General features: G+C 41.9%; 10 protein-coding genes and 1 pseudogene. 6 read left to right on the top strand and 5 right to left on the bottom strand.

All coding sequences use genetic code 11. The features are described from left to right. Positions 1-3: 3 nt before the first annotated feature. Together nrdB and yfaE are read left to right on the top strand one after the other, a co-directional pair. Entirely contained in the window at positions 4-1,140 is a 1,137-nt protein-coding gene (gene nrdB, locus J6836_RS04660; RefSeq protein ID WP_219247242.1) for a class Ia ribonucleoside-diphosphate reductase subunit beta, read from the top strand. A 2-nt stretch (positions 1,141-1,142) separates the two neighbouring features. Continuing rightward, positions 1,143-1,406, top strand: a complete 264-nt coding sequence (gene yfaE, locus J6836_RS04655) for a class I ribonucleotide reductase maintenance protein YfaE (RefSeq protein WP_219247240.1) — start codon at positions 1,143-1,145, stop codon at positions 1,404-1,406. Positions 1,407-1,480: 74 nt separating this feature from the next. Here yfaE and J6836_RS04650 read toward each other — a convergent pair whose 3' ends face one another. Beyond that, positions 1,481-2,821 carry an anaerobic C4-dicarboxylate transporter gene (locus J6836_RS04650; RefSeq protein ID WP_206082329.1) on the bottom strand — a complete coding sequence of 447 codons (1,341 nt, stop codon included), beginning with the start codon at positions 2,819-2,821 and terminating at the stop codon, positions 1,481-1,483. A 422-nt stretch (positions 2,822-3,243) separates the two neighbouring features. Between J6836_RS04650 and tyrP the strand changes: the two genes are divergently transcribed. Both tyrP and J6836_RS04640 read left to right on the top strand, forming a co-directional pair. Beyond that, positions 3,244-4,452: a tyrosine transporter TyrP gene (gene tyrP / locus J6836_RS04645; protein ID WP_219247238.1), complete on the top strand. Its 1,209-nt coding sequence runs from the start codon at positions 3,244-3,246 to the stop codon at positions 4,450-4,452. A 236-nt stretch (positions 4,453-4,688) separates the two neighbouring features. Beyond that, positions 4,689-5,603: pseudogene (locus J6836_RS04640) on the top strand (Rpn family recombination-promoting nuclease/putative transposase). 148 nt (positions 5,604-5,751) lie between these two features. On the opposite strand, the gene J6836_RS04635 reads toward J6836_RS04640, so the two are convergent. Further along, entirely contained in the window at positions 5,752-6,294 is a 543-nt protein-coding gene (locus J6836_RS04635) for a YfaZ family outer membrane protein (RefSeq protein ID WP_219247236.1), read from the bottom strand. Positions 6,295-6,622: 328 nt separating this feature from the next. On the opposite strand from J6836_RS04635, the gene J6836_RS04630 reads away from it, so the two are divergent. Then, positions 6,623-8,065: a catalase gene (locus J6836_RS04630; RefSeq protein WP_219249378.1), complete on the top strand. Its 1,443-nt coding sequence runs from the start codon at positions 6,623-6,625 to the stop codon at positions 8,063-8,065. Between the two features lie 122 nt (positions 8,066-8,187). Then, positions 8,188-8,568 (top strand): DUF805 domain-containing protein, encoded by a 381-nt coding sequence (locus tag J6836_RS04625; protein WP_219247234.1) that lies wholly within the window; start codon positions 8,188-8,190, stop codon positions 8,566-8,568. Positions 8,569-8,626: 58 nt separating this feature from the next. On the opposite strand, the gene menE is transcribed toward J6836_RS04625, so the two are convergent. Genes menE through menB form a run of 3 tightly spaced genes read right to left on the bottom strand, consistent with a single transcriptional unit; the run spans position 8,627 to position 11,855 of the window. Next, on the bottom strand, positions 8,627-10,039 hold the full coding sequence (menE, locus tag J6836_RS04620) for an o-succinylbenzoate--CoA ligase (RefSeq protein WP_219247232.1): 1,413 nt from the start codon (positions 10,037-10,039) through the stop codon (positions 8,627-8,629). Further along, positions 10,027-10,998 carry an o-succinylbenzoate synthase gene (gene menC, locus J6836_RS04615; RefSeq protein ID WP_219247231.1) on the bottom strand — a complete coding sequence of 324 codons (972 nt, stop codon included), beginning with the start codon at positions 10,996-10,998 and terminating at the stop codon, positions 10,027-10,029. The genes menE and menC overlap by 13 nt, the downstream gene beginning before the upstream one ends. Next, the gene (menB, locus tag J6836_RS04610) at positions 10,998-11,855 is read right to left on the bottom strand and encodes a 1,4-dihydroxy-2-naphthoyl-CoA synthase (RefSeq protein WP_219247229.1); all 858 of its coding nucleotides are present in this window, start codon (positions 11,853-11,855) and stop codon (positions 10,998-11,000) included. The genes menC and menB overlap by 1 nt, the downstream gene beginning before the upstream one ends. Positions 11,856-11,859 lie beyond the last annotated feature (4 nt).

Raw genomic sequence — 11,859 nt, 5'->3', positions numbered from 1 at the left:
GTTATGTCACATACATATACAACATTTTCACAGAAAAAAAATGACCAAATGCAGGAGCCGATGTTTTTCGGCCAACCTGTTAACGTGGCACGCTATGATCAGCAAAAGTACCCGATTTTCGAAAAGCTGATTGAAAAACAATTGTCGTTTTTCTGGCGTCCTGAAGAAGTTGACGTCTCTCGTGACCGTATTGACTACAATGCGCTGCCAGATCACGAAAAACACATTTTTATCAGTAATCTGAAATACCAAACGCTGCTTGACTCTATTCAGGGTCGCAGCCCTAACGTGGCATTACTGCCACTGATTTCGATTCCTGAGCTGGAAACCTGGGTGGAAACGTGGGCGTTCTCTGAAACCATTCACTCACGTTCATATACGCATATTATCCGTAATATCGTGAATGACCCGGCAATTATTTTTGACGATATTGTTGAAAATGAAGAAATTTTAAAACGCGCGAAAGATATCTCTGGTTATTATGATGACCTCATCGAAATGACCAACTATTATCACATGTTCGGCGAAGGCACACACAACTGCAACGGAAAACAAATCACCGTTTCATTGCGTGCGCTGAAAAAACAATTATACCTGTGCTTAATGAGTGTTAACGCACTGGAAGCAATCCGATTTTATGTCAGCTTTGCCTGTTCATTCGCATTCGCAGAACGTGAGCTAATGGAAGGTAACGCTAAAATTATCAAGCTGATTGCACGTGATGAAGCTTTACACTTAACAGGCACTCAACATATGTTGAACCTGTTACGCTCAGGCCAAGATGACCCTGAAATGGCAGAAATTGCAGCAGAGTGCGAGCAAGAATGCTATGACTTGTTTGTGCAGGCAGCAGAGCAAGAAAAAGAGTGGGCAGATTACCTGTTCAGTGAAGGTTCTATGATTGGCCTGAATAAAGATATTCTGTGCCAATATGTCGAATACATCACCAACATTCGTATGCAAGCTGTTGGCCTAAAACTGCCATTTGAAGGTCGTTCTAACCCAATTCCATGGATCAATGCATGGCTGGTATCAGATAACGTTCAAGTGGCGCCACAAGAAGTTGAAGTCAGTTCTTATTTAGTCGGGCAAATTGACTCTGAAGTCAATACCGATGATTTGAGCGACTTTGAACTGTAAGTATGGCCAGTCATAAAATCACCCTGCGTACCACGCAGGGTGTGCATGTCCCTTACCACACTGACGTTCATTCGTGTTTACTTGAAGCGCTTGAAGATAGCCGTATACCTGTGGAATATCAATGCCGTGAAGGTTATTGTGGCTCTTGCCGAGTAACATTATTGCGCGGGAAAGTGGGTTACAAACGTAAACCGCTGGCATTTGTGCAGGATGGGGAAATTTTACCCTGTTGCTGCCACCCTCTGACTGATATCGAAATTGGCTAATATAATAAGCGATTGCACCATTTTTTAATGCAATCGCTTTTCTATTTATTTATCCTAATTGATGGTTCTACCTATTATAGATAGCCATAAAGCGCTGCAAATACCCAGCCAAATACGCAGGATACACCTACCCCAATCAACCCAGGTAAGATAAAACTATGGTTGATAACGAACTTACCGATACGTGTTGTCCCTGAACGGTCAAATTGAATCGCTGCGAGGTCACTTGGGTAAGTCGGTAAAATATAGTAACCATAACACGCCGGCGCTGACGCAATAATATAAGCAGGGTCAACACCAATACCTAACGCGATAGGCACAACCGCTGCCAGAGCCGCCGCTTGCGAGTTAACAAATTTAGAGACCAGTAATAAGATAACCGCATATGCCCACGGGAAGTCTTTCACTAACGACCCCAATGTGCTTTTAATTTCATCCATATGGGCACCGAACATGGTTTCTGCCATCCACGCGATACCATACACTGCCACAATCGCAATCATCCCCGAACGGAACACTTCATTTTTTGAAATTTGCCCTGGATTAGTTTTACAAATAATGATGATGAGCGCACCTGCCAGCAGCATAAACATCTGAATAACTAACACCATCGATAACGGCTTACCATTCACTAATGGTCTTAGCTCTGAGAATGCACCTAGTAACGCAACAACCACGATGGATGCTAAGAAAATCCACATCGCGACCCAGTTAATTTTTGGCAGTTTTTTGTCAAGCAGTGTCACACTACCGCCATACACGTAGTCGTGGTTTTCAGGAACAGATATAAACTCTTGGAATACTGGGTCTTTATCGAGATCTTTCCCTCTAAACCAGCTAAAAATACCAATCGCTAAGATACCGATTAAGGTTGAAGGGATAGTAATCGCCAATAAATCTAGGAATTCTAAAGACTTACCATTGATAGTCACACCGTTAAGCATGGCAACTAAGGACACTACCGCAACAGACACAGGGCTGGCAATAATCCCCATTTGCGCACCTATACTACTTGCCGCCATTGGTCTTTCAGGACGAATATTATTTTTAATCGCCGCATCATAGATGATAGGTAAAATGGTATACACCACATGACCTGTACCACACAAAATGGTTAAGATGCAGGTAACGAATGGTGCCACAATAGAAATGTATTTTGGGTTTTTTCGTAGTAATCGTTCTGCAATTTGCAGCATGACATCCAAACCACCTGATGCTTGTAACGTTGCTGATGCGGCAACAACAGCAATAATCACAAGCATAACATCAACAGGTGGTTTTCCTGGTGGCAAGCCGAATCCAAAAACCAAGATGACAAGACCGACACCACCAAGCAGCCCTAATGCCATACCACCTTTTTTTGCCCCATAGAACAAGCAAACAAGGATAATGGCGAGTTGAATCATAAAGTCCATAGTTCCATCCTTTTATATGTATTTGCCTCCTATTATCGAGATGATTTTCAAGCATTAATTTGATTTATGATAATTTAAAATCCAATATAGTTTTATTTTTATTGTATTTATTGTGACCTCATCACACTCTTTACCTTAAGTAACTGCCATACTACTCAGTCCACCAGATAATTCATTATAATCAATTGATTACACTACTTCTTTTAACAAAAAATCAAATTTAAATTTACCTTTAGTTACCTTTATTAATCATTTTTTCTTTAGTTAATTAACTTTGCTTTTTAATAGGCCATTTATTGTTGTATCGCCCTCAAATGCTGTACACATTTTCTTACACTCACTGTAATTCACATTTGACACAATACGCACAATCGCATAATCTGCATCACTTATTAATTATTCAGATTCAATTAGAGGAACTTGTGAAGAATCGTACCCTTGGCAGTGTGTTAATCGTTGCAGGAACAACAATAGGTGCAGGGATGCTGGCAATGCCACTTGCCGCTGCAGGCGTCGGTTTTACAGGCATCGTTTGTTTGCTTGTTGGGTTATGGATGTTGATGAGCTATACCTCATTATTGTTAGTCGAGGTCTACCAGCATAACCCTGCAAATATGGGCTTAGGTACCGTCGCAAAAAAATACCTTGGCCCCGTTGGCCAAGTTGTCACTGGCTTAAGCATGTTATTATTAATGTATGCCTTAACAACGGCATACATTGGCGGCGCAGGTGTGTTGATATCTGACAGCCTTTCTTCTTGGTGGGGTATTTCCATTAGCACCGAGGCTGCCATTATTGCATTTACCGTCGTTGGTGGTGCTGTTGTTTGTATTGGTACTCATTCCGTTGATTTTATTAACAGAATTTTATTTACCGCAAAAACGATTTTCCTAATCATCATGTTAGTTGTCATGATGCCCCATGCTGAAGCAGTTAATTTAAGCACGATGCCGATCGAAAAAGGCTTAATACTTGCCGCTGTTCCCGTTATATTCACCTCATTTGGCTTCCACGGTAGTGTTCCTAGCTTAGTTAACTATATGAATGGTGATGTCCGTAAACTGCGTATGATTTTCATTACAGGTAGCGCAATACCATTGGTTGCCTATATCCTCTGGCAAATAGCAACACTAGGATCAATTCCATCCAGTACATTCCTCGGTATTTTGGCACAAGAATCCGGCTTAAATGGCTTATTAACCGCAATTCGTGATGTGGTTGCAACTCCACGAGTCAATATTGCCGTTAGCCTATTTATGGACTTAGCACTTGCGACCTCTTTTCTTGGGGTTGCTTTAGGCTTATTTGATTACCTTGCTGACTTGTTTAAACGAAGTAATAGCTTATTCGGCCGTACTCAAACAGGCTTATTAACCTTCGCTCCACCGTTACTTGCTGCGCTATTTTTCAGTAGTTTTGTTCAAGCCTTAACATACGCCGCGGTAGCATTGTCTGTTCTTGCTTTGATTATCCCTGCACTACTCACCATGCAAGTTCGTAAGGTAGAGTCTAAAGGTGGATATCAAGTAAAAGGAGGCACTCCTGTTCTTGCGTTAGTGTTACTCTGTGGTGTTGCTGTTATTGCTATCCAATTCTCCATCGTCGCAGGCTTCCTACCAAACGTCGGTTAATGAACTGCCCGATTAGGCCCCGAGTTGAATAACATCAATTTGGGGCTTTTTTTATTTGTACCCCCCATAAATCAAATGCATCCTGCCCTATCTATTTAATCTTTTAATATTCATTATTAGCAAATAAAGCAAAGTTTTTTTCTTTTATTACGCCATATCACAGTTAATAATACCGAAAAGACAATCAGACCTTCTTACTTTATTGTAGTTAATAGATAAATAAGGGAGCGAGTTGGATGCAAAGGAAAAGTGTTTCTGCTGCGCATGATGCAGCATTTAAGGGGTTCATGACAAACATTGATAGTGCACGTGATTTCTTTGAAATTCACTTACCTGAACATATAAAATCACTATGTAATTTCAATACATTAGCACTCACAAACTCATCTTTTATTGATAAACAATTACGCTCTCGCTTATCTGATGTTTTATATTCTGTTCAAACTACATACGGGTAAGGGTATCTTTATTTGCTCGTTGAACACCAATCTACCCCTGATAAATTAATGGCATGGCGCTTAATACATTATGCTTTTTTAGCAATGAACCAGCATATGCAACAAGGAAATACTGCGTTACCGCTTGTCGTACCTGTTCTTTTTTACCACGGGGGCCGTTCCCCCTATCCACATTCTTTATTATGGACTGATTGCTTTCCCCTCTCTAAGATAGCAAATCAGCTATATACGGAGCCTTTTCCTTTAGTCGATGTCACGGTTATAGACGATAACGAGTTAGTAAACCACCGTAAAGTCGCAGTGATGGAACTGGCCATGAAACATAAATATTTACGTGATGAGTTTCAGCGGGTTCTTCCACTTTTGGCACAAGCACTCAATAAGCACTATAATAGCGACAACGACGTGGTTACCATCCTTAATTACCTATTTATTGCGTTAGATGCCACAAACTTTGAAGAAGTCGTTCAAACCTTAGAAGAGCAAACAGACCAACATAGGGAGACTATTATGAGTATTGCACAGCGCCTACAAAATAAAGGCCGCCAAGAAGGTATTCAACAAGGTAGAGAAGAAGGCAGAGAAGAGGCCAAGCTCACTATGGCTGCACAGCTGCTTAAAAATGGCGTTAGTCCCGAAATCATCATGAAAAGCACGGGGTTAAATCGTGATGTTTTAACTTCATTACAGTAATACCCTAAAAACACATGAGCATCTGAGGATAAATAACCAAAAAATAATCATTTGCTTTAAAAATATGTAAATACAGCCAAATAAAAAATATGCCCCTAGGTGCAAATTTGCATTAACAGCTAAGGGCAATAAACATTAGGTGACAATATTAGAATGAAAGACCAGCGCCTAAGTAAAGGCCGTCAGCAATTTTTTCATTCGACTTATTGTGTGAGCCTTTCATTTCAATTACACGATACCCCGCATCAATTGATAATGGCTTAAACACCGTATAACGTGCACCTGCTTTTGCTTCAACGTAAGACTTGCTACCTGAAGTCAGTGACTCTGGTGCACCATAGGCTTCACCATAAATATTCAGTGAAGGCAGAGCCTGCCAATTTAAACCACCACCTACCGCTAATGCGGTGCCGCTGCTGTTATTGTCTGGCGATAGATACAAGCCTTTACCCCCAACATACGCAGCAAAAGGCCCAACGGGGAGGCCAAATGTAGCCCCTAAACTTCCCATCTGACCATCATGATCACTACGTGCCCAAGAACCGTTAAACGCAAGACCTGCATTTTGATTACCTAAGCCCGCCGATAATTCAGTATAGTGCTTACCCGCTTGCGCACTCACAGATACTGCTTGAGCCGAACTCATAAAAAATGGTGACATCGCTGCCACTAACAAAACTACTTTGCGCATTATTTTATCCTCTTTAAATTATTACCTACGGATATTACGCGATTTACACACGTTTCTCAGCCTTAATTACTCAGATTTACGCAACCTATTCATATAAAAAATGGTTTTATATGAATTAAGTAGCTTTAATATATTTAATCTACTTTTTAAGAAATCCCACTTATCTCACATTCAATCACAGTGATTGGTTATATTAATTAGATAATCATATCCATAATTACTATACTGAATTACAAGCTTATTGTAGTGATATTTTTGTTTTATTACAAAATTATTACTTTTTAGTTAGGTTTATGTAGTCATTAAATTCAAAATCAGGAGCATTGTGATGAAGAAAAAAGGCCTTACGACTGCCTCTGGCGCTCCCGTCGCCAATAATAATAATGTCATGACCGCAGGTAAACGCGGCCCAATGTTGTTACAAGATGTCTGGTTCTTAGAAAAATTAGCCCATTTTGACCGTGAAGTGATCCCTGAAAGACGTATGCATGCAAAAGGTTCTGGTGCATTTGGAACATTTACTGTTACCCACGATATTACCCCTTATACCCGCGCAAAAATTTTCTCTGAAGTCGGTAAAAAAACAGAGATGTTTGCCCGCTTTTCGACTGTAGCAGGTGAGCGTGGTGCTGCAGATGCTGAGCGTGATATTCGTGGTTTCGCACTCAAGTTTTACACTGATGAAGGCAACTGGGACATGGTAGGTAACAATACCCCCGTGTTTTATTTCCGTGATCCATTAAAATTCCCTGATTTAAACCACGTTGTCAAACGGGACCCTCGCTCTAATCTGCGTACAATGGAACACAAATGGGCATTTTTCTCCCAATTACCTGAGTCTTTGCACCAATTAACCATCGATGCCAGTGACCGTGGTATCCCACAAAGCTATCGTCACATGCACGGTTTTGGCAGCCATACTTATAGCTTTATTAACGCCAATAATGAACGTTTCTGGGTAAAATTCCACTTCCGTTGCCAACAAGGTATTGAAAACCTTTCTGATGAACAAGCAGAGCAATTAGTCGGTAAGGACAGAGAAAGTTCTCAGCGTGATCTATTTGAATCAATTGAAAAAGGGGACTTCCCTCGCTGGAATTTACAAGTTCAGATCATGCCTGAAAAAGAAGCGTCAAGCGTACCTTATAACCCATTCGACCTAACTAAGGTTTGGCCACACAAAGATTATCCATTAATCGATGTGGGATATTTTGAACTAAACCGTAACCCAGATAATTATTTTGCTGATGTTGAGCAAGCGGCATTTAGCCCTGCTAATGTTGTCCCAGGTATTGGTTTTTCACCAGACAGAATGCTGCAAGGGCGTCTGTTCTCTTACGGTGATGCACACCGCTATCGCCTTGGTGTCAACCATCACCAAATTCCAGTAAACGCGCCTCGTTGCCCATTCCACAATTACCACCGTGATGGTGCAATGCGTGTTGATGGCAATAGCGGTAATCATGTGACTTATGAGCCAAATGAAGCAGGTTTGTTCCAAGAACAACCTGATTTTAGTGAACCACCATTATCTATTGAAGGTGCTGCTGACCATTGGGATCACCGTGAAGACCAAGACTATTTCAGCCAACCACGCGCATTATATGAATTGTTAGATGATGCCGAACACCAACGTATGTTTAAACGTATTGCTGGTGAACTAATTGATGCAACGGAAGCCACACAAGTACGCCAAATTGCCCTATTCAAACAAGTTCACCCAGAATACGGCGCAGGTGTTGAAAAAGCGTTAAATGAATTAAAGAAATAAGAAAATATACCGCGACGGGTAATCTACCCGTCGTATCTTGTTCCCTAAACCCTTCTATATTTACATTCACTAATTCAATCGATATACTCCCCCACTTTAAATTTAGGTTAAGGAAAATCAAAGTGAACTGGTATTTGGATGTTTTAAAAAATAATTATGCGAATTTTGAAGGGCGAGCTAGGCGTAAAGAGTATTGGATGTTTACGTTATTCAACGCGATTGTCTTTTTCGCATTGATTATATTAATCAGTATTTCAATGGATAACTATACAGGTGAAATTGGTAGTATCGGCTCTATTGCGTCTGTTATATTAGTAATCTATAGCTTAGGAATTATTGTTCCGAGTATAGCCGTTACCGTACGACGTTTACACGACACGGATAAATCGGGTTGGTGGTATTTGATTTCCTTTATCCCTTTCGGTGGAGTTGTCTTATTTGTCTTTACGCTTCTTGATAGCACTCAAGGCAATAATCGATTTGGACCAAACCCAAAAGCCTAATTCGATAGGCTCGCTTATCAAGCCGCTTAAGCGGCTTGATACAATGCAATGTCTATTTTTATTCCATCAATTGGTTTGTTAAAACCCAATTTTTCACTTGCTGGCGAGACACTTTAATTCCCCCGTTCTTCAAGCTAGGATCTAACTGATAAAAGTTTTTCGGATATTGATAAGGAGCGAGTTTGCCTTTTAACCAAACGGATAAGTCACTGAGAAGCAGATCTGAGTCGCACTCCACCACGGCCACAGGGCGCTGACCAAACTCGATATCATCAATAGGGATAATAAAACTTTGCGATACATTAGGGTGAGAATTAATGACTGCTTCAATATCTTCGGGTTGAACGCACTCCCCACCACTAATAAAGAGATTATCGAGGCGGCCTAATATTTGATATTCACCATCAATAAATACGCCTTTATCATTCGTTTTAAACCAGCCATCAATACAATTTAAAGGCTTAATTTTACCCTCAAACCAATAGCCTAGAGCCTGACTTGTCGACTGAACTTGAATTTCATCAGCGACAATGCGAACTTGTTTTCCCTTTAACGGCAGGCCTACACCGCGTTTACCGTCTGCTCGTTTAGCACACACCGTCGAAGCCATTTCAGTCATTCCATAACCACTCCAGCATGTTACCCCCCTGCTCTGCGCTAAATCCGTTAATGAAACAGGGATTGAGGCACCACCTAATAACACTTCTTTAAGTGAAAGTTGAGCATCCGTTTCGCTATTAAGCAAACGCCATAATTGCGTTGGCACCAATGAAGCGTGCGTTACCCCTTGCAAAGCTTCAGCTAATGGCTGATTTTTGAGTGCAAGCGCCCCGCCTTTAAATAACCAACGCCAAACGATGCCTTGCCCAGAAACATGAAAAAGAGGTAAAGAAAGTAACCAGCAATCGCCCTGTTGATAATTCATCACATTCACGACGCCATCAGCACTATTTAGATGAGCCTCAACACTGTGAACTGCGGCTTTCGGTAAACCTGTTGACCCCGACGTTAATATCAGCGTAGCAGGTTGTGTCACTTGTGCCTGAAAATTAGCAGGTTGAAAGTCATCCTCACCAATAAAGTGATAGTACAATTGATAATCGAGGTTTCGGTAATTAGCAAGCAGCTCAGTATCATCCGTAAAATCAATCACTGAGCTAATATCAAGATGGAGTAGTAATTCGCTGAGCGTTCGTTCAGGGATGCTAGGGTTCAGAGGTAAAACCCTTGCACCGCAAGCAATAAGGGCAAGTTGACTAAGTAATAACTCAACCGAGTTTTTCCCTCGAAGTACAACACACTGCCCCCCCGTCACTCCTTGCATTGAAAAATAAGTGACAAGGTCCTTAACCTGTTGGTTAAGCGAGGCCCACGTTAGGTTTTCACCATTCGAATATAAGGCGATTGAATCAGGTTGATGATTGGCCCAGTGCTGCCAAGGCCAATCATCAAACGGCGTTAACTCTGCCATACAACGGTTAAATCCTCTAACTGTTGTAATGAAATCTCGCACTGTGGCCAAGGACGGATTAACTGTGATTGAATTAAAGAAACTGTATCAAGACCTGGAATTGTATTAGGTGTTAACCAATGCGCAACGCGAGCTAGCTGAGTTAAGCCAAAACTGCTTTCAATAGAAGAGCTAATCACCGCTTGTAAGCCAAGGCGATGAGCTTCTTCAACTAAAGAGCGGCAATAAGCTAAACTCCCCGTAAGTGTTGGTTTAATCACTATCGCGGCAACCCCAGCTTGAGCTTCAACTTTGAAGCCCTCTTCACGCACACTTTCATCCCATGCAATATTGATACCCGTATCAGCAGCAAATTGCAGGGACTCTTCGCGGGTTTTGCACGGTTCTTCTAAGAATGCGATACGATCACGGTAGTCAGGGTTAACATATTTAGCAAAACCGTCCGCTTTTGCACGTGTCCAACTGCGATTCGCATCAAGGCGAAGCTTGAGTTCAGGAACGGCTTCTAGCAATAGATTTGCCACCATCCCATCACGTACGGCTTCATACAGCCCCACTTTGACTTTCGCCACTTTCTCACCTTCCATCGTATCGAGACTTAAGATTAAATCATCAGGATCACCACTACACAGTGGTGCTTTGCGATAATCGGCTTCTTTGGGTAACTCGCCAGTTAACTCAGCCAGTGCACAGCTACACCCGAATGCCACGGAAGGAAGTTGACTATCAGAAATTTTGCCTTCTTTCACCCATTCATTCAGACAAACAATGGTTTCAGCGGTTGCTTCTTCCAATGTCTCACGACTGAATTCAGGTAGAGGTGAAATTTCCCCCCAACCTTCGTTATCTCCATCTTGCAAGCACACCAAAAGCCCATCACGTGTTTTGAGGCGTTGATAACGAAGAATAACGCCTGCCTCCATCGGCAGGCTGAACGAATAAATCTTGGCTTTACGCATTACGGATTACGCTTATATTTAGAGAAGTCTGGTGCACGTTTCTCATTGAAAGCGTTACGACCTTCCTGACCTTCATCGGTCATGTAAAACAGCATCGTCGCATTACCCGCCAATTCTTGTAGGCCCGCTTGACCATCGCAGTCCGCATTCAATGCTGCTTTCAAGCAACGTAACGCCATTGGGCTGTTTTCTAACATTTCGCGACACCAACGAACTGTTTCTTTTTCCAATTCAGCGTAAGGAACAACAGTATTAACCAGTCCCATATCTAGCGCTTCTTTTGCATCATATTGACGGCATAGGAACCAGATTTCACGCGCTTTTTTCTGACCCACGATACGTGCCATGTATGATGCGCCCCAGCCGCCGTCAAAAGAACCCACTTTTGGCCCTGTTTGACCAAAAATCGCGTTATCTGCCGCAATGGTTAAATCACACATCATATGTAAAACATGGCCGCCACCAATGGCAAAACCCGCAACCATTGCAACAACAGGTTTTGGACAGGTACGAATTTGACGTTGAAAATCCAAAACGTTTAAGTGGTGAGTGCCGCTTTCATCACGGTACCCGCCGTAGTCACCACGAATTTTTTGGTCACCACCTGCGCAGAAGGCTTTTTCACCTTCACCTGTTAATATGATGGTACCAATGTGGTCATCATAACGTGCGTCTGATAAGGCTTGGATCATCTCTTTAACCGTTTGAGGACGAAACGCATTACGCACTTGCGGGCGGTTAATGGTAATTTTCGCGATCCCTTCAGGGGATTTGTGATACAGGATATCATCAAACCCTTCAGAGTAATCTTGCCATTCAATCGGTGCGTACAGTTTTTCTTCGCTTGGATAAATCATTCTC

The sequence above is a fragment of the Providencia sp. R33 genome (genome assembly GCF_019343475.1).
GTDB lineage: Bacteria > Pseudomonadota > Gammaproteobacteria > Enterobacterales > Enterobacteriaceae > Providencia.
Note: the sequence above shows the minus strand (reverse complement) of the source record. Positions and strands in the feature narration are given on the sequence as shown.

What these genes read in the sequence shown, in the direction of transcription:
- yfaE (WP_219247240.1), top strand. Translation starts at nt 1,143, where the DNA reads ATGGCCAGTCATAAAATCACCCTGCGTACCACGCAGGGTGTGCATGTC.
- menE (WP_219247232.1), bottom strand. Translation starts at nt 10,039, where the DNA reads ATGGCAGAGTTAACGCCGTTTGATGATTGGCCTTGGCAGCACTGGGCC.
- menC (WP_219247231.1), bottom strand. Translation starts at nt 10,998, where the DNA reads ATGCGTAAAGCCAAGATTTATTCGTTCAGCCTGCCGATGGAGGCAGGC.
- J6836_RS04635 (WP_219247236.1), bottom strand. Translation starts at nt 6,294, where the DNA reads ATGCGCAAAGTAGTTTTGTTAGTGGCAGCGATGTCACCATTTTTTATG.
- J6836_RS04630 (WP_219249378.1), top strand. Translation starts at nt 6,623, where the DNA reads ATGAAGAAAAAAGGCCTTACGACTGCCTCTGGCGCTCCCGTCGCCAAT.
- J6836_RS04650 (WP_206082329.1), bottom strand. Translation starts at nt 2,821, where the DNA reads ATGGACTTTATGATTCAACTCGCCATTATCCTTGTTTGCTTGTTCTAT.
- nrdB (WP_219247242.1), top strand. Translation starts at nt 4, where the DNA reads ATGTCACATACATATACAACATTTTCACAGAAAAAAAATGACCAAATG.
- menB (WP_219247229.1), bottom strand. Translation starts at nt 11,855, where the DNA reads ATGATTTATCCAAGCGAAGAAAAACTGTACGCACCGATTGAATGGCAA.